21 protein-coding genes are annotated in these 20,489 nt (G+C 71.0%); 7 read left to right on the forward strand and 14 right to left on the reverse strand.

Annotation, left to right across the window (positions count from 1 at the left end; translation table 11 throughout):
• On the forward strand, nucleotides 1-353 hold a 353-nt coding region (locus tag ACF1CT_RS31335), incomplete at its 5' end, for a zinc-binding dehydrogenase (RefSeq protein WP_391787372.1).
• Nucleotides 354-624: 271 nt separating this feature from the next.
• Here ACF1CT_RS31335 and ACF1CT_RS31340 read toward each other — a convergent pair.
• On the reverse strand, nucleotides 625-1,791 hold the full coding sequence (locus ACF1CT_RS31340) for an alpha-lytic protease prodomain-containing protein (RefSeq protein WP_391787373.1): 1,167 nt from the start codon (nucleotides 1,789-1,791) through the stop codon (nucleotides 625-627).
• 652 nt (nucleotides 1,792-2,443) lie between these two features.
• The gene (locus ACF1CT_RS31345; protein ID WP_391787374.1) at nucleotides 2,444-2,995 is read right to left on the reverse strand and encodes a glycoside hydrolase family 25 protein; all 552 of its coding nucleotides are present in this window, start codon (nucleotides 2,993-2,995) and stop codon (nucleotides 2,444-2,446) included.
• A 129-nt stretch (nucleotides 2,996-3,124) separates the two neighbouring features.
• Between ACF1CT_RS31345 and ACF1CT_RS31350 the strand changes: the two genes are divergently transcribed.
• Nucleotides 3,125-3,847, forward strand: a complete 723-nt coding sequence (locus ACF1CT_RS31350; RefSeq protein ID WP_391787375.1) for an NADPH-dependent F420 reductase — start codon at nucleotides 3,125-3,127, stop codon at nucleotides 3,845-3,847.
• Between the two features lie 160 nt (nucleotides 3,848-4,007).
• Here ACF1CT_RS31350 and ACF1CT_RS31355 read toward each other — a convergent pair whose 3' ends face one another.
• Together ACF1CT_RS31355 and ACF1CT_RS31360 are read right to left on the reverse strand one after the other, a co-directional pair.
• Entirely contained in the window at nucleotides 4,008-5,354 is a 1,347-nt protein-coding gene (locus tag ACF1CT_RS31355) for a radical SAM protein (protein ID WP_391787376.1), read from the reverse strand.
• Nucleotides 5,355-5,509: 155 nt separating this feature from the next.
• Nucleotides 5,510-6,346, reverse strand: a complete 837-nt coding sequence (locus tag ACF1CT_RS31360; RefSeq protein ID WP_391787377.1) for a pentapeptide repeat-containing protein — start codon at nucleotides 6,344-6,346, stop codon at nucleotides 5,510-5,512.
• Nucleotides 6,347-6,675: 329 nt separating this feature from the next.
• Between ACF1CT_RS31360 and ACF1CT_RS31365 the strand changes: the two genes are divergently transcribed.
• The 3 genes from ACF1CT_RS31365 (at nucleotide 6,676) to ACF1CT_RS31375 (ending at nucleotide 9,101) form a co-directional block, all read left to right on the forward strand.
• Nucleotides 6,676-8,085, forward strand: a complete 1,410-nt coding sequence (locus ACF1CT_RS31365; protein WP_391787378.1) for an FAD-binding oxidoreductase — start codon at nucleotides 6,676-6,678, stop codon at nucleotides 8,083-8,085.
• Between the two features lie 132 nt (nucleotides 8,086-8,217).
• Complete coding sequence (locus ACF1CT_RS31370; protein WP_391787379.1) at nucleotides 8,218-8,706, forward strand: hypothetical protein; 489 nt, start codon at nucleotides 8,218-8,220, stop codon at nucleotides 8,704-8,706.
• 167 nt (nucleotides 8,707-8,873) lie between these two features.
• A complete protein-coding gene (locus ACF1CT_RS31375; protein ID WP_391787380.1) occupies nucleotides 8,874-9,101 on the forward strand; it encodes a hypothetical protein in 228 nt (75 codons plus the stop codon).
• Between the two features lie 229 nt (nucleotides 9,102-9,330).
• Here ACF1CT_RS31375 and ACF1CT_RS31380 read toward each other — a convergent pair whose 3' ends face one another.
• The 8 genes from ACF1CT_RS31380 to ACF1CT_RS31415 all read right to left on the reverse strand — a co-directional run bounded on the left by ACF1CT_RS31380 (nucleotide 9,331) and on the right by ACF1CT_RS31415 (nucleotide 16,987).
• The gene (locus ACF1CT_RS31380) at nucleotides 9,331-10,404 is read right to left on the reverse strand and encodes an enoyl-CoA hydratase/isomerase family protein (RefSeq protein WP_391787381.1); all 1,074 of its coding nucleotides are present in this window, start codon (nucleotides 10,402-10,404) and stop codon (nucleotides 9,331-9,333) included.
• A 307-nt stretch (nucleotides 10,405-10,711) separates the two neighbouring features.
• Complete coding sequence (locus ACF1CT_RS31385) at nucleotides 10,712-11,371, reverse strand: response regulator (RefSeq protein WP_391787382.1); 660 nt, start codon at nucleotides 11,369-11,371, stop codon at nucleotides 10,712-10,714.
• A complete protein-coding gene (locus ACF1CT_RS31390) occupies nucleotides 11,368-12,561 on the reverse strand; it encodes a sensor histidine kinase (RefSeq protein ID WP_391787429.1) in 1,194 nt (397 codons plus the stop codon). The genes ACF1CT_RS31385 and ACF1CT_RS31390 overlap by 4 nt, the downstream gene beginning before the upstream one ends.
• A complete protein-coding gene (locus tag ACF1CT_RS31395; RefSeq protein WP_391787430.1) occupies nucleotides 12,561-13,394 on the reverse strand; it encodes a CPBP family intramembrane glutamic endopeptidase in 834 nt (277 codons plus the stop codon). The genes ACF1CT_RS31390 and ACF1CT_RS31395 overlap by 1 nt, the downstream gene beginning before the upstream one ends.
• Before the next feature lie 193 nt (nucleotides 13,395-13,587).
• The gene (locus tag ACF1CT_RS31400; RefSeq protein ID WP_391787383.1) at nucleotides 13,588-14,235 is read right to left on the reverse strand and encodes an LAETG motif-containing sortase-dependent surface protein; all 648 of its coding nucleotides are present in this window, start codon (nucleotides 14,233-14,235) and stop codon (nucleotides 13,588-13,590) included.
• Between the two features lie 180 nt (nucleotides 14,236-14,415).
• A complete protein-coding gene (locus ACF1CT_RS31405; RefSeq protein WP_391787384.1) occupies nucleotides 14,416-14,904 on the reverse strand; it encodes a GNAT family N-acetyltransferase in 489 nt (162 codons plus the stop codon).
• A gap of 63 nt (nucleotides 14,905-14,967) precedes the next feature.
• Nucleotides 14,968-15,381 (reverse strand): roadblock/LC7 domain-containing protein, encoded by a 414-nt coding sequence (locus ACF1CT_RS31410; protein ID WP_391787385.1) that lies wholly within the window; start codon nucleotides 15,379-15,381, stop codon nucleotides 14,968-14,970.
• A 178-nt stretch (nucleotides 15,382-15,559) separates the two neighbouring features.
• The gene (locus ACF1CT_RS31415) at nucleotides 15,560-16,987 is read right to left on the reverse strand and encodes an LCP family protein (protein WP_391787431.1); all 1,428 of its coding nucleotides are present in this window, start codon (nucleotides 16,985-16,987) and stop codon (nucleotides 15,560-15,562) included.
• Nucleotides 16,988-17,487: 500 nt separating this feature from the next.
• Here ACF1CT_RS31415 and ACF1CT_RS31420 point away from each other — a divergent pair, with 500 nt between their 5' ends.
• Complete coding sequence (locus ACF1CT_RS31420; RefSeq protein WP_391787386.1) at nucleotides 17,488-18,063, forward strand: TerD family protein; 576 nt, start codon at nucleotides 17,488-17,490, stop codon at nucleotides 18,061-18,063.
• 95 nt (nucleotides 18,064-18,158) lie between these two features.
• Here the strand turns inward: ACF1CT_RS31420 and ACF1CT_RS31425 are convergent, their stop codons facing one another.
• Nucleotides 18,159-19,064, reverse strand: coding sequence for an oxygenase MpaB family protein (locus ACF1CT_RS31425; protein ID WP_391787387.1), 906 nt, complete (start codon nucleotides 19,062-19,064; stop codon nucleotides 18,159-18,161).
• A gap of 221 nt (nucleotides 19,065-19,285) precedes the next feature.
• Here ACF1CT_RS31425 and ACF1CT_RS31430 point away from each other — a divergent pair, with 221 nt between their 5' ends.
• On the forward strand, nucleotides 19,286-20,152 hold the full coding sequence (locus ACF1CT_RS31430) for a hypothetical protein (protein ID WP_391787388.1): 867 nt from the start codon (nucleotides 19,286-19,288) through the stop codon (nucleotides 20,150-20,152).
• Between the two features lie 149 nt (nucleotides 20,153-20,301).
• Here the strand turns inward: ACF1CT_RS31430 and ACF1CT_RS31435 are convergent, their stop codons facing one another.
• On the reverse strand, nucleotides 20,302-20,484 hold the full coding sequence (locus tag ACF1CT_RS31435; RefSeq protein WP_376241129.1) for a hypothetical protein: 183 nt from the start codon (nucleotides 20,482-20,484) through the stop codon (nucleotides 20,302-20,304).
• Nucleotides 20,485-20,489 lie beyond the last annotated feature (5 nt).

Here is a 20,489-nt window from a genome sequence, read left to right on the forward strand (position 1 = left end):
GGGGCGACCCGTACGACGTGATCCTCGACGGCGTCGGCGGCGACCTGCTCGGCCCCGCGGTCCGGGCCCTGGCGACGGGCGGCCGACTGGTGGCCCTCAGTTCCGGCGGCGGCACGGTGGAGGCGTACGAACTCCTGGTCCGCGGTGCCTCGGTGATCGGCTTCCAGATGCGGGCCGTCGCCGTCGGCAACCCGGAACCGTGCGACCGCTGGCTGCGCGAACTCTGGCAGATGCATGACGCGGGCACCCTGCGCACCGCCGTGCACGAGGAGATTCCCCTCATCGAGGCCGCTCGGGCTCACAGTCTCATCGAACAGCGCCGCAACCTCGGCAAGGTGGTCCTTGTTCCCTGAGGAGTCATCTCAACTGGCTCCACCGCCGCCACGAACGCAAGGCCGAGCGCTTCCTCGCCCTCACCAGCATCGCCCGCCCCCTCATCTGCTACCGCAGAAGGACCGAATGAGATGGCTTCTGAAGAACCCGGCCGGCACCGCCCGCACCGGCGCGCGCCGTCGCCGCCGATCGCTCCCGCAGCCGCGTCGGGGCCGTCGCGGCTCCGCAGCGGCTCGCGGCAGGACCGGTTGCGGCGCCCCTTCGCCCGGTCCTGCCGCGAGCCTCGGGCCGTCAGGCCGTATGCAGTGTCAGGCCGTACCGGTCGAGGATCTCGTTGACCGGCTGGTGCCATGTCTCGCCGCCACCGGCGCAGTCGCCCCAGCCACCCGAGGTGACCCCCTGCGCCTGGTCACCGCTGATGAACGATCCGCCCGAGTCGCCGGGTTCCGCGCAGACACTCGTCTTGGTCATCTGGTGGACGGCACCCTGGCTGTAGTTCACGGTCTCGTTGGTGGCCAGCACGTTGCCGCAGTGCCAGTGGGACGTGGAACCGGATCGGCAGACGGACGCGCCTATGGGCGCCTCCGCGGAGCCCCGGACCAGTTGGTCGGAGACGGTTCCCCAGCCCAGGACCACCGGGACGGTCCACCAGCCGTTGCCCACGCCGACCCACGCGTAGTCGTCGCCCGGGAAGGACGCTCCCTGAAAGTTGCCGATGGCGGAGCCGTCCCAGCCCCTGACCTCCGCGCCCGCCTGGCCGCAGTGGCCTGCCGTGACGAAGCCGCCGTACACCGAGAAACCGATGGAGCAGCGGACGTTGCCCGTGTAGTAGGGATCGCCTCCCACCGTGCCGGCGGAGAAGGTACGGGGCGCCTCGGGCGTGTGCCGTACCACGACGGGCCCCTCTTCGCGGGCCCGCTTCACAAAGGCCCGGACATCGTTGTCATCCTGCGCCGACTCGACGACGTCCACCACGACACGGTTGGCCCTGGGATCGACATGCCAGCTGCTCACGCCCTTCGGCGCGGGCAGTGTGTCGAGCCGGTCCTTCGTCGCGTCGAGTTGACGCGCGCTGTGAGCCACCAGCCGGACGCGCGCACCCGACGCCGACACGGCGTCCGCCTTGCCGCTGTCGGTGACGGCCACGGTGAGCCCGCCCGTGGACGGATCGAACCAGGCACCCGCGTACGCGGTGCCGGCGGCTCGTCGAGCCCTTTCCTGTACAGCGGTTGCCGTTTTCTCCGCTGCCAGACGCGCCTCGGCCTGTTGCTCCGTCAGCCCGAGGTCCCTGCGCATGGCGGCGAGGAGACCCGTGGACGCCGGCGCCTCGGCGGCCTGCGCCCGGCCCATGTCGTCACGCGAGTCCGTGGCGGCGGCGGGGGTGATTCCGACGACCGCCCAGGCTCCGACGGCGAGGGTGGCGGCCAGACTCGCGCGTAACGCTTTCAAGCATTTCAAGGCGATGACCCTTCTGTTGTTCCGGCATCGTGGGGAGGAACAGCGGGTGTCTCCGAGAACGCGTCTGAGAGCGCTCTCAGAGCGTGCCGCACACGGACTGTAGCCCAGAGATTTCAACAGGTCCATGCCAACGGAATGGTTCGGGGCCTCGGTCGCCGGGAGCGCGGACAGCGTCGCCTCCCGCCACAACTCCGCTTCCCGTCCGCCGAATCCGGACGCTCCGCCCTCCCCCCCGTCCCGGTGTGCCCGCACGCGCGTCGCTCACCGCCGGCGAGGCGGCCACGTCCCCTCCCACGGCGCCCCGTTCCCGCCGCGGTACGGGTGATCCGGGTGCCTTCCGCCTCCACGATGCCGATGCCCTCACGGCCGGGCACGAACGGCGGGTTGGGCTGCACCGACCGGCCGTCTCCGTGCGGCCGGTCGGTGCAGCCCGTGCGCCGGGGACGGCGACGCGCACTCCGCTACGGGCTACGACGACGCCCCGGCCGCCGCCCGTCCGCGCACCGCGCCCGGGTGTCTCCGACGGCTGCCGCGCCCCCTCCGACGCCACGTCGTAAGGACCGGCCACGGACTCGTCCGGTGACCGACCGACGCCCGGTGCGCCGACCACCGGTCAGCGGCCGTCCGCGCCGTGGTGCGACCCCGTCCGTGTTCACCCCTGGGCCCAGTCGCGCAGGGCCGACCGTGACGCGAACGCGGCGACGTCCTTGTCGACCGGCTGGTCGGTGTACTGATGGATGCGCCAGGACGCCTTGATCCTGGGCTTTCCGGCGGTCACGTAATCGGCGATCCACAGACCGTCCCCCGCATACGAGGTGGTGTCGTAGTGGAGCCAGAACTGACGATTGCAGTACAGGAGAACCCGGTGGTGCGGGCGCAGGCGCTTCACCTCGCGGATGAAACCGTCCTTCTCGGCGTTGCTCGCCCGGGTTCCCTCACCGTTCTCCTCCCAGTCCACGGCCAGCAGGTCCCCCGCCTTCTCCGGCGCCTTGCCGAGGAAGTACTCCGCCTGTGCCGTGATGTTGCCGGGCCAGAGAAAGTGGTAGAAGCCGACCACGCAGTCGGCGTCCCGGGCGCGTTTGACCTGTTCGGAGAGACGGGGGTTGACATATGAACGGCCCTCCGTGGCCTTCATGAAGACGAAGTCCAGTCCGTCCGTGTCGAAGGACGACTGATACGCGCTGACATCGACGCCATGCAGCATGGCACCGCCTCCAGGTCGGCTCGGCGTTTTCCGCTTCTCCGCCTGTACGTGCCCGCGGCCTTTCCGTCCCATCCGCACGGTGAACAGGCGAACCGTTTTGCCCATGCCCGGAATAGCGTGCGGCGGCCGATGGTTCGCGCAGGCGGCAGGATCACGCGCACAAGCCCAGTCATCGACGGAAGGTCGAATTCCATGAAGATCGGCATCATCGGAGCGGGCAACATCGGCGGCAATCTCACCCGGCGCCTCGTTCCACTGGGGCACGACGTCCGCGTCGCCAACTCCCGTGGGCCGCACACGCTCACGGCACTCGCCGAGGAGACCGGCGCGACAGCGGTCACCGCCTCGCAGGCGGCACAGGGAGCCCAGATCATCGTGGTCACCATTCCTCTCGGGGCGGTCCCACGGCTCCCCGCCGGGTTCCTCGAAGGAGCCGCGGAGGGGGCGGTGGTCATCGATACCGGCAACTACTACCCGCAACAGCGCGACGGCCGGATCACCGCCATCGAGGAGGGTCTGCCGGAGAGCCGGTGGACGGAGGCGCAGATCGGCCACCCGGTGATCAAGGCGTTCAACGGAACGTACGCTCAGGACATCCTCGACAACGGCCGGCCGAAGGGAAGCCCCGGCCGGCAGGCGCTGCCGGTGGCCGGTGACGACGCCGACGCCAAGCGGCTCGTGCGCGAACTCATCGACGAGCTGGGCTTCGACACGGTCGACACGGGTGGCCTCGACGAGTCCTGGAGGCAACAGCCCGGCACGCCCGTCTACGGCCACCGGGGCGACATCGAGGCCGTGGCGAAGGCGCTCGCCGAGGCGTCGCCGGAGCGCACGGCGGAGTGGCGCGCCTGACGACGCGCGGCGCGGGCCTACGGCCTTCGGTCTCCGCCCCGACGGTCGAAGGACGAGGCCGACCGCCGCGCCCCGGCCCCGTCCGGCCCGGGGCGCGGGAGGACACCGGTGGGCGCGGCACGCGCCGGTGCCACACCCGCCTCCGGGGTCCGGGCGGGTACTACCGGGCGTCGTCCGGATGCGCCGGAAGGCTGTCCATGAACGAGCTGACGGAGAAGACGGCGCGGCCGGCTCCGGGCGGGCCGTATCCGGGAGGCGAGCTGAGGCCGAATTCCTCCATCGTGGCGCGATAGGCGTCGAGCAGACGGATGTGGTATTCGAGCGGCGCCCCGTCCGGGTTGGTCCTGCCGAGCGGGGTGGTGGGCTCCGGGCACCAGGTGGTGAAACGCGGTGTGATGCCGTGCGACATGAAGAACCGCAGCCCCTCGGTCGTCGACTCGATGGCCTCCTTCACCGTGGTGAAGCCGAAGGGCTCGGCCATCTCCACCCCCGCCACGAAGTTGGGGATGACGTTGCGCGGACCGAACACGTCGGCCGAGTCCAGGATGCGGCGGTGCCACTCGTCGCGGCCCACGTAGCGTTCCTTGCCCGGGCAGTAGAGCTCGAAGAGCCGGCGGTCCCACACCTCGTAGTTGGGGTGGTAGATCTTGACGCCGTAGTCATGGAACCGCTGGACGTCCGCCTTGGGCAGTGCCTGGGCGACGACCTTGCCGATCCACCTGCCGGGAAAGCGCTCCTCGATGGCCTTGGCGTACTGCCCGTAGAAGTCGGCCTCGTCGCGACCGCCGATGTGGGACGTGATGGCACCGCCGGTGAGGGTGTAGGCGGTGGACGTCTTCGCGGTGTCGTACCGGTCGATGATGGCCAGTGCCTCAAGGACCTCCTCGACCGGCTTCACCCCGGTGTAGGGGCGTCCCGCCGCCTTGTGCTGGCGCCAGTTGTGGTTGATGTCGCAGTACTGGCACTCCTCCTTCGCCCCGAAGTACTGGCAAACCCGGAAGACCGTCAGGTAGACGAGGTAGCCCCACTGGATGGTGGGGGCGACCTCCATCACGGACTTTCCGTTGTCGAGGGTGTGGCGGTAGTAGTCCGGCATCGGCGGCAGGCCGACGTCCGAGATGCGCCGGCCGTCCAGGTACAGCCCGAGCACTCCCTCGTCGTCGGCCGCGACGCGGTACGGGGAAGCCGGGTTGACACGCACCGACACCACGGTCCGGCGCAGCTCGTAGGGGCCTCCGGTGAGCACGATCTCCTCCGGGGGGCGGCGCAGCGCGGCCGCGCCGAGCTCGGGGAGCGTTCCGTGGTCGAAGGAGAAGATGAAGTACGACTTCGGCTTGACGTCGCCGCCCTCGTTGTCGCTGAGCGCGGACTCGTCGAACGCCACGCCGCCGCGCAGCAGGTCCTCCTTGATGACGGCTTCCCGGGGTACGTGCGGGAACTGCTCCATGAGCCGCTCGACCAGGTGGGTGCGGCCGTACTCGGCGGTGCTGTCGGTACTGCTGGGCATGTGCGGGACTCCTCGGTCCGGTCGTCGAAGGCGCTCCGGGTGCGTCACAGGTGCAACGAACGGCGGATGCCGGCGGTGCCCGTCCGCGGGGGCGCTGTGCCCGGGCGCGGAGCGGGTGGGTTCCGGGCCGACGATGGTGCGGTCCGGGACGGTGGTCAGCGGGCCCAGTGTGCGGGGCGTTCGAGCGAGGACGGCAGCTTCGTCGCCGTGTCGCCCCTTGCCGCGTTGAGCTGGGCCTGGGTGAGGAAGAGGCTTCCGGTGAGATCGGCGGCGCGGAGGTCGGCGTCCCGGAGGTCGGCGCCGATCAGATCGGCCAGGCGCAGGTCGGCGCCCGTGAGGTCCGCGGCGATGAGATACGCGCCGCGCAGGTCGACTCCTCTCAGATCCGCGCCCCTGAGCCGGGCGCCGATGAGGTCCGCGCCGCGGCGGTCGCGCTTCCTGCCGCGGGGCGCGGTGGCCCGTACGGCGCGGCTGGCCCGGAGCAGGAGCCCCGCGACCTCCTCGCGGTGCGCGGCCACGTCCAGATCGGCGAGGGCGTCCGCCGGAAGGTGTGTGAGGCGTTCCGTCTCGTCGAGGCTGCGCCGGATCTCGCCGTGCAGGGAACGGGCCGGTTCCAGGGACAGGGCCTCCGTCAGGTACCAGAGGAGTTCGTGCAGCTGCCGCATCACCGGGAACACCTTGAACATCCGCCCGGCGGTCTGCGGGGCGCCGCGCCAGTCCTGTCCGTCGAAGGTCTCGCCGGACACCTTCTGCCCGGCACCGAAACAGTCGTACACGGTGCAGCCGGGGTAGCCGCGGGTGCGCAGCTCGGAGTGGATCCCGCAGCGGAAGTCCTCCCGGAGGTTGCCGCAGGGCTCACCGGCACTTTTGTTGATCGCGAAGTCCGCGGAGCGGGTCAGGGTGAGTGCGACACAGCAGAGTCCGAAACAGTTCGCGCAGTCGGCACGCAGTGCCGTGCGGCCGTTTCCGGGGCCTTGGACGTTGTCGGGCACGGTGCGTGGGTCCTTCGGAGCGCGCGGGTTTCGGACTGTCAACTCTATCGTTGGACGTCACCCGTACGCGTCGGTGGGCGTGCCTGAACCGCTGCCGACCGCCCCGGTCGCCGTTCGGTCCGGGGCCGCGCCGCTGCTGTCGCCGTCGGTGCCGCACGACTACGACCGGCAGGGCACGGGACCGGCCCCGGGCCCGCTCTCTCCTCTCCCCCACCGCGTCCCGCGGCACCGCGCCGATCCCGCCCCCGATCCGTCACCACTGCCGGTCCGGCCCACACGCGCGATAATGGTGTGTATTACATACATCTTGTGGGAGGTGGCCACGGAACATGGCGAACGCACCGGTCGACGGCATCCCGGCCCGGCGGGTCCTCACGGATCCGGCCGGGCTCGCCCGGTATCAGCACGACGAGGCAGAGTGGGCCCCGTACGGAACGCCGCTCGCCGTGGTGCGTCCGCGGAACACCGAAGAGGTGCGGGACGTGGTGCGGCACTGTCTGACCCACCGGATCCCGCTGGTCCCCCGCGGCGCGGGGACCGGCCTGTCCGGAGGCGCGAACGCGGTCGACGGGGCGATCGTGCTGTCCTTCGAGGACATGAACCGCATCGTCCGCATCGACGCCGCGGAACGGCTGGCCGTCGTCCAGCCGGGGGTGGTGAACGATGACCTGCGGGCGGCCTGCGCGGAGCACGGCCTCTGGTACCCCCCGGATCCCGCGAGCTCGCCCTGGTCGACGATCGGTGGGAACGTCGCGACCAACGCGGGTGGGATGTGCTGCGTCAAGTACGGCGTGACCCGTGACTACGTGCTCGGGCTCGACGTGGTCAACGGACTCGGCGAGGTCGTCTCGCTCGGCCGCGCCACCGCGAAGGGGGTCGCCGGATACGACCTGGCCGGACTGCTCGTGGGATCCGAGGGGACCCTCGGTGTGATCACCTCGGTCACCCTGCGGCTGCGTCCGGCGCGACCGCAGGAACGCACCGTGGCCGGGTACTTCTCGTCGGTGGTCGCGGCCGGTGAGGCGGTGAGCGCGGTGACCGCGTCCGGGGTGGTCCCCTCGGCACTCGAACTCGTCGACCGTCACTGTCTCGCCGCCGTCGACGCGTGGAAGAAGATGGGCCTGTCCGCCGATGCGGACGTGGTGCTGCTCGGCCGGGTCGACACACCGGGGGCCGCGGGTGACGCGGAGGCGGAGACGGTGCGCGAGTGCTTCGAGCGGGCGGGCGCCACCTGGGCGGCGGTCTCGACGGACCAGCAGGAGGCGGACGCGCTGTTCCAGGCACGGCGACTCGCCTACCCGGCACTGGAACGGCTCGGCCCGGTGCTGACCGAGGACGTCTGCGTGCCCCGGACCGCGGTGCCGGAGATGCTGGCGCGGATCGAGAGGACCGCCGCCCGGCACGACATCCTGGTGGCCAACATCGCCCACGCCGGCGACGGCAACCTGCACCCCCTGATCATCACACCGCCCGGTGACGAGGCGGCTCGTTCCCGCGCCCAGTCGGCCTTCGAGGACATCCTCGACGACGCGATCGCGCTCGGCGGGACCGTCACGGGCGAGCACGGAGTGGGTCTGCTGAAGATGCGCGGCATGGAGAAGGAACTGGGCCCGGCGGCACTGGCCATGCATCACGCGGTGAAGCGGGCGCTGGACCCGTACGGCATCCTCAACCCCGGCAAGGTCCTCGGCGGGCCCGGCCCGACGCCGCCCGGTGTCGACGGTGCTCCTCGGCGGTGAGCCGGGCCGCACGGAACACGCGCGGCAGACGGCGGGCGGCGCGGTACGTGGCCGTTCCCCGCGTGCTCGTCGGTCCGATGTCGGTGGCACGGCGCACACTGGCGTCGGTACGACGCGACGGAGGGGACGCTGATGGGCATCGAGAAGGACACCGCCTTCGAACCCGCGACGGGCGACGGCACGAGACCGGACGAGCCGGAGGATCGACGTGCCGCCTCGGTGCGGGCGGCGTTCGCGGGGATGGTGCAGATCCGGCGGCTGACCAACACCGGGCTCCCGAACCCGGAGGGTGTGCCCGCGCCGTGGGAGACGAACCGGCCGGTACGGGCCGTCGCCCTTTCCCTGGAGGCATCGGGCCTTACGGCGTCGGCCGTCGACGGCACCGGAGCACGCACGGCGGCCGGGTATCGCGTGGCCCGGGGGGAGAGCCCCGGCGGTGTGCGGGTCGAATGGCTCGGCCCGGTCGGCAGCGGGGCCGGACACGCCGAGGAGCGGGAACTGGCCCGGTGCGCGGACGTGCTGCGGGAGTTGGGCTGGACGGTGCTGCTCTACCGCGGACCGCGCCGCCGCAGGTTCCTGGAGGTCGAACCGCCGGCCGGGGCACCCACGGACCGTCGGTGACGGATCCCGTCACCGGACGGTCGCCGCCCGGTCGCCGGACGCAATCCCGTCGCGGCTCCCCGGGCGGAACCTGACGGGTGGTCCGGTGCCGCCGTGCGAGGGCGTTGTCGGACCCATGGGGGATGCTGGTGGGTCCGACACCTCCGATCCGATCGGGAGATGCTGAGATGCGCAACGACGAACTCGCCGCGGCCCAGGCGTATGTCCGCCTTCTGGAAGCCACCCGGGCGGCGCTCGCGGAGCCCGGGGACGGCCCCCTGTACGTACCGCTGCTCGCCTCACCCATCGCGGAGGCCGACAACGCGCTGGAGCGCGCGGGGCTGTGCGGCAACGAATCACGGTTCTTCGACCTCGTGCGGTCGCTCCGGCCGAGTATGCCGGGCGGCGGTCGCTGACCGGGCCGGTCGACGCGCGAGGCCGGGGCGCCGCCCGCTCACCGGCCCGGCACGTCGTGTCACGCCTCGGAGCGCCGTCCGCCGCTCGGCGGAACGACTGGAGCCGTTCATCGTTCCGCGTACGACGGCGCCGGGGACACGGACGGGGCGGGACGGGGCACTGCTTGTGGTGCACGCGTCGCACCGGCGCGGCGTGCGCCCGCTCCCGACGTCCCGGGGCCGGGCGGGTTCAGCCGGCCGCCCGCCGGGCCGGTTCCAGCCCGAGTTCACGGTCGCCCAGCGGGGCGAAGAACCGGGCCACGTCGTCCTCCGTGACCTCGGCCAGTTCCGCCGGACTCCAGCGCGGGGCACGGTCCTTGTCGATGATCTGGGCCCGCACGCCCTCCACCAGATCGGACCCCGCGAAGGCGGTGCACGACGTTCGGTACTCCTGGTCGAGCACCGCTTCCAGGCTGTCCATCCCGCGCGCCCCGCGCAATGCGCGGAGCGTCACCTTGAGCGCGGTGGGCGACTTGACGCGGATCGTTTCGGCGGCCCGTGCGGCGGCGGGAACACCGCTGTTGTCGAGCCTGTCGAGAATCGTTTCGACCGAGTCGGCGCGATAGCACGCGTCGATCCACTCGCGGTGTGCCGCAAGTTCCCCGTCCGGCGCGGGCCGGGCGTGGTCCCGTACCGTCGCCCCGATCTCGCCGGGCGTACGGCAGTCGGCGAGCGCCTCGGTGAGGGCGGCGAGGTGCCGCGCCGGTACGAAGTGGTCGGCGAGCCCGCACAGCAGCGCGTCGCCCGCTCCCACCGTCTGGGCCGTGAGCGCGAGATGGGTGCCGAGCTCGCCGGGGGCGGAGCCCAGCAGGTACGTTCCGCCCACGTCGGGGACGAATCCGATGCCGGTCTCGGGCATGGCGACGCGCGAGCGTTCGGTGACGACACGGACGTCGCCGTGGGCGGAGACGCCCACGCCGCCCCCCATCACGATCCCGTCCATGAACGCCACATAAGGTTTCGGATACCGGGCGATACGGGCGTTGAGCCGGTACTCGTCGCGCCAGAACGCCATCGAGGCCGTACCACCGGCCCTGGCGTCGTCGTGGATCGAGCGGATGTCACCGCCCGCGCACAGGCCCCGCTCCCCCGCGCCGGTGATCAGGACGGCGGTGACGGAATCGTCTCGTTCGGCCTCGGCGAGCGCTTCGTCGATGCGCAGCACCATGGCGTGGTTCAACGCGTTGAGGGCACGTGGGCGGTTGAGCGTGATGTGCCGGAGGTACCCCCGCGTGTGCAACAGAACGGAATCGTCATGGTCCATGGATGCGCTCCGGTCGACCGTTGTGCCCCATCGTCCGTCGTACCCGGACGATCTTCCGCTGACATTCTGCGCGGCGGGTTCCGGAGCCGGGCGAGCAGGGGTGCCCGGGCGGTGGAACGGCGGTCGGCCCGCTGCGGCGGCCCGCCGTCACCGGTTCGGCGATTCGGACACCGCGTACCGGTTGGAGCGGCCCGTACGCCCCCGCCGGACGGCCCCCGGAACAGGAATGGCCCGGCCACGACCGGCAGCCGAGTACTTCCGGCGCTGCCCGTGCGTCGGTCGGGAAACCGCGCGAGCGGCGGTGCCGTCAGGTCGCCAGGCCGTGGCGGTAGGCGTAGACGACAGCCTGGACGCGGTCGCGGAGCTGGAGCTTGGTGAGGATGCGGGAGACGAAGGTCTTGACGGTCTCCTGACTGATGACGAGGGCCGCGGCGATCTCACGGTTGGAAAGACCGTCCGCGATGAGGCGGAGGACCTCCAGTTCGCGAGGGGTGAGGCCGGTGTCGCGGGCGGTGTCGTCGGCGGGGCGGATGCGGGCGGCGTACCGGCCGACGAGCCGGCGTGTCACGTCGGGGTCGAGGAGGGCCGCTCCGGTGGCCACGGTCCTGATGCCGTGCAGCAATCGGTCCGCAGGCGCGTCCTTGAGAAGGAAGCCGCTGGCACCGGCGCGCAGTGCCTCGTAGACGTGTTCGTCCAGGTTGAACGTGGTCACCACGAGGACCTTGACGGGGTGGGGCACTCCGGCACCGGCCAGCAGGCGGGTCGCGTCGAGACCGTCGAGGACCGGCATGCGGATGTCCATCACGACGACGTCGGGCCGCGTCTCGTGGGCCAGTTCGACCCCGGTCCGCCCGTCCCCGCACTCGCCCACCACTTCCATGTCGGGCTGGGCGTCGATGATGGTGACCAGGCCGGTGCGGACCAGCATCTGGTCGTCGCAGACCAGGACCCGGATCAGGGCGCTCACGAGGGGCTGCCGACGGGGATGCGCGCCCGCACGGTGAAGCCGCCGTCCGAGCCGCCGCCGGCGCTGAAGTCGCCGCCCAGGACGCCGACGCGTTCGCGCAGGCCCACCAGGCCCCGTCCGCTGCCGACGGCGGCGGCCGTGCGCGAGCCGGTCCCGTCCGTGCTGACCTCCACGGTGATGTCCCCTTCGCCGTGCCGTACCCGGACCGAAGTGCGGCTCCCGTGAGCGTACTTGAGCGCGTTGGTCAGTGCTTCCTGCACCACCCGGTAGGCGACGAGGTCGGCGCTGCCGGTCGAGGCCGGCGGCGTGCCCTGTTCGGTGAGGTCCACCGGCTGCCCGGCACGGCGGGTCTGCTCGACGAGGGCGAGGACACTGCCGACGGCCGGTGTCCCGGGCCCCTCGGCCGCCGTTTTGGCGTCGGCGCGCAGGTCGGTGTCGCTGCCGTGGTCGGGGCTGAGCAGGTCCAGCAGGTGGCGCAGGTCGGTGATGGCGCGGCGGCCGGTGTCGCTGACCGCGGTCAGCGACTGTTCGAGCCGCTCGGGAGCGGTGGTCAAGTAGTGGGCGGCTTCGGCCTGGACGACCATGGCAGTCACGTGATGGGTCACCACGTCGTGCAGCTCGCGGGCTATCCGGGTGCGTTCGGCGGTACGCGTCCGAGCGGCGACGCGCTCGCGTCGTTCGGCCTCCGCGACCCGAGCGGAGCGCAGCCACGCCCCGGCGCCCCAGGCCAGGGCCAGCACCAGGTAGAACGTCACGAACCCGTCCGGCGTCTCGCCGCCCGAACCGAGTCGGGACAGCGCGACCGCCAGCGGCACGTACGCCGCGGACAGAAGGATCACGGTGGGGCGTCGGCGGTGCTCCAGATGGAGCCCCGTGCTGATCAGGGCGATGGGCAGTGCGGTGCCGGCGGCCGAATGGTAGCCGCGCAGCTGGTCGAGGGCGAAGCCGCACGCGACCAGGGCGAGGCACAGGGCCGGCCACCGCCGCCGCACCGCGAGCGGAAGGCATTCGAGGGCGAGTGCCGCGACGGCGAGCGTGTCCAGGGGGCGGGTCGGCAGGTCCCCGACCATCGTCCCGTGACCGCGCAGTCCCGGCAGGAACGACGTGGCCAGGAACAGCAGCCCGAGCGGAAGGTCCCGGACGGTGACGTCGCACCGGCGCCACATCCGGCCGGCCCCCCGAAGGCTCATCACCGGGCGAGTGCAGCGAGCGCGTCGACGCGCCCGGCGCGCTGTCGGGGGACGATGTGTCCGCGCCTGCGGGCGAGCCACAGGAAGGCGACCGTCAGCAGCGCACCGAACAGCACCGCGTACACACTGGCCTCGGGGCCGAACTCGCCGCCCGTGATCAGCTTGGCGCCCGACATCGAGGCGTCCAGCAGACCATGAGTGTCGCCGGTGCCCGAGACCTCGGTGCCGAAGATGCCGGACTCCGCGAAGTTCCAGCCGAAGTGCAGACCGATCGGCAGCCACAGGGAGCGGGTGGCGGCGTAGGCAGCGGCGAGCATGCCGCCGGCCTCGATCGCGATGGCGACGGCGCCCGGCACCGTGGCGTTCTCGTTGAGCAGGTGGGCCGCGCCGAACACCACTCCGGACAGCGCCAGCGCGGTGTACGTGCCCAGCCCCCGCTCCACGAGCCGGAAGAGCAGGCCACGGAACATCAGTTCCTCCGTGACGGCAGCGCCTGCCATGAAGCCGACCAGCCCGATCGCGCCGGTCGGCGAACCGGTGCCGTGGACCTTGTAGTCCCCGAGGAAGAAGATGTTCGCGATGACACACCCGAACATCACGACGCCGATGACCAGGCCCCGCAGGAGCGATTGCGGCGCTCCCTCGCGCGCCAGTTCCGTGACCGGCCGCCGCTCGGTGCGTCCCACGACCCAGCGGTAGACGAACACGGAGAGCACCACCGTCAGGCCGCCCAGGAGGAGCGACAGCCACGGGTTGTCCTGCACCGCGGTGACGCTCTGTCCACCGATGGCACCCACCGCGACCACGGCCAGGATCTGCCACACCAGTTTCATCACGAGTCTTCCCTCGGTCCCTTCTCCGGTCCGCAGCCGGTGCGCCGCGGCTGAACCGAACGCTATGGAAACGGTGATCAGGAGTCGTCACCCCACAGTGGACACCTGTGTGTAGCTCGCACGGGGGACGGCCCGGCCCCGTACACGGGGGTGGCCCCGACCAGATGTCTGGTCGGGGCCACCGGACGACGCGTCAGTGCTGCACGGTACGGCGCCTGCGCACGGACCACATGATGCCGCCACCGGCCAGCAGGACGGCCACAGCGGCGCCCGCGATGACCGGGGTGGCGGACGAGGAGCCCGTCTCGGCCAGGTCCGGTGAGCCGGGGCTCGGGGCGACCACCGCCGGAGCGGACTCCGAGGGCGTCCCGTCGGGCGCGGCACTCTCGGCGGGCGGCCTGGAGGTGGGCGCCTGCGACGGCGTTTCCTCGGACGGCGTGGTCGTGGGGGTGTCCTCGGAGGGCGTGGGCGACGGGGTGGTGCCCTCGCACACCGGCGCCTGCTTGGTGTCGTCGTGCGAGAACTTGTCGCCGTCACCGGCCTTGACGACGAGGTGGACGGTCAGTTCCTTGTCGTGTCCGGGAAGCGCGAGCTTCTTGTGGAACTCCTTCCCGAAGGTCTCGGTGGGCAGGAGGTCCTTGCCGTCGACCGTGAGGGTCACCTGGTTGGTGACCTTGCTGTTGTAGGCGGTCAGGTCGAGGCTTACCTCGTCACAGGTCACGGACCAGACGGGCGTGTGGGCCGCGGCCGGGCCGGCGGAGAGGACGGCGCCGGTGAGGCCGACCACCGCAGCGGCTGCGAGAGTCCCCGCAGCACGCAACGATCTCCTGGGTATGGTCATTAATTCTTCCTCCGCACATGTTTCAACCGCCCGAATGGCGGTCGGGCGCAGAGTACTTCTCCCACGGACGGCTCACGAACCCGCCCCCACGAACCACACGGGACCACGACCCGCCCCATATGCGCACGGATTGCGGCACGCCGGGTACTCGGGTACCCACGGCCGTCCGTCCCACGGGTGTCAGAGGCGTCGGTGCATGATGTGCAGCCCGACCAGCCCCCGTACCGGATGGTCGAATCCCTCGGGCAGGGTGCCGAGGATCTCGAAACCGAGTGATCGGTAGAGCTCGACGGCGCGGACGTTGGTCTCCACCACGGCGTTGAACTGCATGGCCCGGAAGCCCGATGAGCGGGCCCAGTCCAACGAGTACGCGCACAGGGCCCGTCCCACTCCCTGCCCCGCGTGTCCGGGGTCGACCATGTAGCTCGCACCGGCGATGTGCGATCCGTTGCCCATGTGGTTGTTGTTCATCTTCGCGGTGCCGAGGACGGTGCCCTCGTCGTCGACCGCCACGACCGTACGGTTCGGCGGGTCGAGAAGCCACCACGAACGGGCCTCGTCCCTCCCGAGGTCGAGCGGGTAGGTGAACGTCTCGCCCGCGGCCACGATCTCGTGGAAGAACGGCCATACGGCGGGCCAGTCCTCGGCGGTGGCCTCCCTGATCATCATGTGGCCAGGATGCCCGTGCCGCTTCCCCTCGTGCGAGTCGTTTGCGGAACGTCCGGGAGCCGGTCAGACCTGGTCGTCCTCCGGATCCGCCGACTGACGTACCGCCACACCGAGATGTTCTCCCACCCTGTTGACGAGCAGGGTCATCTCATAGGCGACCTGCCCGACATCGGCGTCGGCGGCAGTCAGCACGCACAGGCAGCTGCCCTCGCCAGCGGCCGTCACGAACAACAGCGCCTCGTCGAACTCGACCATGGTCTGCCGGGCCCTGCCGACCCTGAAGTGACGTCCGGAACCACGGGCGAGACTGTGCAGTCCGGAGGAGACCGCGGCGAGGTGCTCCGCGTCCTCGCGCGCCAGCCCCGTGCTCGCCCCGGTCACCAGGCCGTCGTTCGAGAGCACCAACGCGTGCCGTATGTGCCCGACCCTGTTCGTGAGATCGTCAAGGAGCCAGTCGAGTTCCTTGTCCAGCGCCATATCCCCGCTCCTCCCCGCTCATGCGTTCCCCGTGCCCCACGTTTCCCGTAAGCCTTGCGCACCGGTCACGAACGGGCAAGCACTCCTCGGTCATGTGGCCGGGTCCGGACGCCGTCGGCGGCGATGCCGCAGGGGGCACGGAGCCGTACCGGGGCCGGGGCCACGAGATGGACAGCGGTCACCCGTACGAGAGGTTCGCGCAGGGGTTGTCATCGGCCGAGCGGGCCCCTCCGGCGACGTCCGACGGGACTGCGGAGGGATGCGGGGACGGGTTGGCGGCCGCAGGATTCCGGGCGTACGAACTACCGAGGACGATCTGGATTCCGGGGGTGTCGGACGCCGTCGTCCCGGCCCCGGACAACACGCGCGCGGTCGCCTCGGCCTCGCTGCGCAGACCCGGTCCGTAGGCGACGACCGTCGAGGCGTGGTCCTGGCGGCTCGCCGTGGCGGTGGTGGTGACGGTGAAGCCCCGGGAGCGCAGGAGTTCGGCCGCACGGGCGGCGAGCCCGGTGACCGTGGTGCCGTTGTAGACGGCGACGTCGATGCCCTTGCCCGGAAGCGGATCGGCGGTGGGCGTCGGTGTCGCACCGTCCTCGGCCCGGTCGCCCCCGGCGGACCGTCTGCCGCTGGCGTCCTGGCCGTCGACCGTCCGGTCGGCCTTCAGCGCGGCCCAGAGCGCGTCGGCGTCGGGCTCGACGATCGCGATGCGAGCACCCTCGTATCGCCACGGGACGGTGACGAACTTGGTGTTGTGCAGGTCGATGTTCTTCATCGACATCGCGAACGACAGAAGCCGGTCGGCCGAACCGAGTCCGGGGTCGACCGTCATCGCGTCGGTCGCCGCGTCGGCGAGGGGCAGCAGTGTGGTCGGGTTCATGCCCCGCGACTTGACCTTCTTGATCAGGGAAGCGACGAAAGCCTGTTGGCGCTTGATCCGCCCTATGTCCGAGCCGTCGCCGATACCGTGGCGGAGCCTGACGTAGTCGAGTGCCCGCTGCCCGGAGACGTTCTGCGGGCCCTTCGCGAAGATCCGCGTGCCCTGCGTGGGCATCTTCGGGCTGAGATCGCGCTGGTGGATGTCGTGGGGCAGACAGACGGGCACGCCCCCGACTGCCGAGGTGAGTGCGGAGAAGCCGGCGAAGTCGACGACGACGGTGTGGTCGACACGCAGGCCCGTGAGGTGTTCGACGGTGTTCTGGGTGCAGGCCGGATTCCCCTCGGCGGTCTCACCCACCGAGAACGCCGCGTTGAACATGACGTCGTGCCGGGGTGCTGTCCATGCGCCGCCCGGAAGCCTGCAGGCCGGAATGTCGACGAGGGAGTCCCGGGGAATCGACACGGCGACGGCGTGCTTGCGGTCGCCGTACACATGGAGGAGGAAGGCGGTGTCGGAGCGCCCCACCGCGCCCGTGCCGCCGCCCAGCCGGCTGTTCTCCCCCGAGCGCGAGTCCGATCCGATGACCAGGACGTTCTGCCCTCCCGACGAGCCCGGGGGCCTGTCTCCGGAAATCCCGTCCGCGCTGAACGTGCCGATGCCGCCGTTCAGCTTGAGGTAGACCCACCCGACGCCCGCGACGAGCAGCACCAGGAAGGAGAGTCCGGACACGGCGGTTCTGCGCAGGCGGCTTCCTCTCGACCTGCCGATCGGTTTCCTGCTGCTCGTCGTCATCGGCCACCCCGTCCGTCCGGTTCAAGGAGGAAGCCCCCGGCTCCCTCGGAGGGAGACGCGTTCCACCGCCCTGCGGTTTTACAGTTGCGCAATGTAGCGAGTGCCGCTGTTCGAATGGATCACCGGACCTGCCCGCGTTCAGCCTGAAGCACTTCCCGCGGAAGCCGGGTGAAAACACGCCCGGCACACCGGAACGAGGTGCTCATCACGCATGTGTGTGCGACTGGGCCGGCGCCCGTCCACGGTGACGGGCACGGCGGCGCCGGCGGCCGGACAGCGAACCCGCGCCGGTGGGCGGCCCTCCGCCGGTCACTTCAAGAATTGCGCAAACGTGGGAACCATGGAAGTGTCGCGGTCGTTTACCCAGGTGGCGGCCGAGGACGTGCTGCTCACCGGATCGCCGCATCGCTGTACCACTGGATCAATGGAGGAAGTTCATGGGTGTGAGCCTGGCCAAGGGCGGCAATGTCTCCTTGTCGAAGGAGGCGCCCGGCCTGACCGCGGTGACGGTCGGCCTGGGCTGGGACGTGCGGACGACGACGGGCGCGGACCACGACCTGGACGCGAGTGCGCTGCTGTGCTCGGAATCCGGCAAGGTCCTCTCCGATCTGCATTTCGTCTTCTACAACAACCTGACGAGCCCGGATGGTTCGGTCCAGCACACCGGCGACAACCTCACCGGTGAGGGCGAGGGCGACGACGAGTCCGTCAATGTGGACCTGGCAGCCGTGCCCGCCGACGTCGCCAAGATCGTTTTTCCGGTCTCCATCCATGACGCCCAGAGCCGCGGTCAGAGCTTCGGGCAGGTCCGCAACGCCTTCATCCGTGTGGTGAACCGGGCGAACGGCGTCGAACTCGCCCGCTACGACCTCAGTGAGGACGCCTCGACGGAGACCGCCATGGTCTTCGGAGAGCTCTACCGGCACGGCACGGAGTGGAAGTTCCGTGCCGTGGGCCAGGGTTACGCGTCGGGTCTGGCAGGTATCGCGTCCGACTACGGGGTCAACGTCTGACCCCAGGGCCGCACCGGCGTCGCACACCGTCCTTTCCCCTCCCCTTCACCGATCGGCGGGGAGGGGGCGGATGTCCGTCCCGACGGCCCGCAGAGTCACCCCTTCGCCGCCGGGTCGTCGCGCCGGTGGTGCGGAACCGGGCAGCCCCGCACCCCGGGAGTGGGAAACGTCCCGAGCCCGGAGACCTCGTACCCGCCCGGATACCCCTTGATCTCCGGGTTCTGCCGCGCGTAGTGAGGGGTGGTGCGCGGCGGGAGCAGCCGCACGGCCCGCGCCCTGAGCCGCAACGCGCCGTGGGTGAGATTGCGGACCACCGGTCCCGGGCGTTCGTACCGGAAGGCGCGGAGCAGCGAATCGTCGAGGAGCGCCAGGGCGGCCTTGCGCGCGACGGGCGCGAGAACGCCCGGATACCAGGAGCCCATCAGATCGAGTGTGGCGTCGGAGACACGGCGGCCCCCCTCGTCCCAGCCGAAGTGCTCGGCCTCGTAGGAGTCCAGGGTCCGCTCGAAGTCCTCGTAGGTCTCCGGGAGGTCCTTGATGCCCATGTGGGCGCCCAGGGTCCGGTAGTAGACGGCGCAAGCCCGCAGTTCGTGGGCGGACAGCCGACGCCAGCCGTAGCGGTCGATCCATCGCTTCGGCGTGACGACGAAGGTGCACAGCACATAGCGCATGTCGTCGTTGCCGATGTCGTAACTGCGATGCATCTGGTTGATGCGGCGAAGGGCCGTGCGCCCGGATTCACTGGTGAAGCCGTGCTCCACTACCGTGTCGAGCAGGAGTGCGGTGTCGTCGTAGCGCTTCTGCGACCGGTCCGTCAGTTCCGCGGTCTGCGCGAGGAGCCGGCCGATGCTCGGAACGGCGTAGGTGCGGTACAGGGCAAGTTCGAGTGCGCGGGTGATGTCCCAGGGAAACTCGTAGGTCGCCGTGATCCGGTAGATGCGCAGGAAATCCCGTTCCGGATCGAGCCGCTGAATCTCCTTCAGACGGTCGTACCTCTTCACCGCGTTGCCTCCTCGCCTCGACCGGAGGTGACACTCTACGTCGGCGGCCGAACACGGATCGCTCCGATGGTCACACCCTCGTCCATGCCGGAACACCGTCCGTCGCGGGTGGAGGAGTGCCCGCCGCCGACCGGCGAACCACTTGTCAGGGCCTCGACGAGCGGGTTACCCGCTCGTTAAGGTGCGCCGACGGACAAGCGTGACGGACGAGGAGGGGTGCCGTGGCGGGGACGAACGACGGGGTCGCCGACGACGCACTGTACGTACTGACCGCGGCGCTGCTGACACCCGCGCGCTTCCCGAGCGTGCTCGGTGACGACTACCCCGCGGCGTGTGCGACGCTCGCCCTCGAACCGTACGCCGAGGGGTACGGCCTGGTCCTCGGGCAGGACGCCGACGGTGCGCGCTGGACCGTCGCGGTGGACGACGTGTCACTGGTCGCCGCCGCGATCGCCGCCTGGGACTGCGGGATGGAGTACGACCTCTCCCCCGACGACCGCTCCATGGTCTGCGCGCTGCCCGGTTGGCCGCTGCCCGTCGCGGTCGCGGCCCCCGGACTGCCCGCCCCGCACGACCCGCAGCCCGATCCCGGGGCCGTGGACACCGGACCGGTCGCCCTGGCACCTCCCGACACGGACACCTGGGGCCCGGCCCAGCGGCGCATGGGTGCGGACGAGATCGCGCACCAGTGGGCGGCGTGGCGGGATCGACTCGACGAGGAGCAGGCCCGCACCCCGGATGACGGCGACGGGATCCCGGTCCGGGCCGACGATACCCGGGGCTCTTCCGGAACCCCTGCCGGGGACACCCCTCTCGCGCTGCACGCCGGTCTGCGGCGTGCGCTCGCGGAGGCGCACGCCTATGCGGACACACCGCCGCCGCCGGGCCGGGTCCGGTCGTCCTTCGCCGCGGGCGACGCACGGATGCTGCGTGCCGACGGTCCGGGTTGGTCACTGGTCGCCCGGACGGACGATGTCGCGTTCGTCCTGCTGGACGACGAGCCGGGCGAGGTGCTGCCGGTCGGGCGCGGTACGGCACTGCCCGGTCTGCTGCGAGCCCTGGAGGCGATCGCGGTGCGGCCCGTCTGAGCGGCCGGGCGGTCCCCGCGTGTCGCCTGGGCGCTCTCGCGCACCCGGCGCGCGGACATCCCTGCGTCCTGCGGCGCGACCCCGTGACGCCGCGCGCCGGAACACCGCGGGCACCGGAGACACTCCCGGCACCGGCACCGTCCTCGGCGTCAGCGTCCTATTTCCTTGCGGGTGATCCTGCGGAGCCTGCGCCGCTGAGCGGGGTCCAGCATCAGGTAGGCGACCGCCGGAACTCCGATCAGGACCAGCAACGACAACCAGAAACCGATGAACGGCATCAGGACGACCGCCGCGACGACTCCTCCGATGGCGATCTTCGCGCTGTTCGACATCGTCC

The sequence above is a fragment of the Streptomyces sp. NPDC014734 genome (assembly GCF_043083325.1).
Classification (GTDB): Bacteria; Actinomycetota; Actinomycetes; order Streptomycetales; family Streptomycetaceae; genus Streptomyces.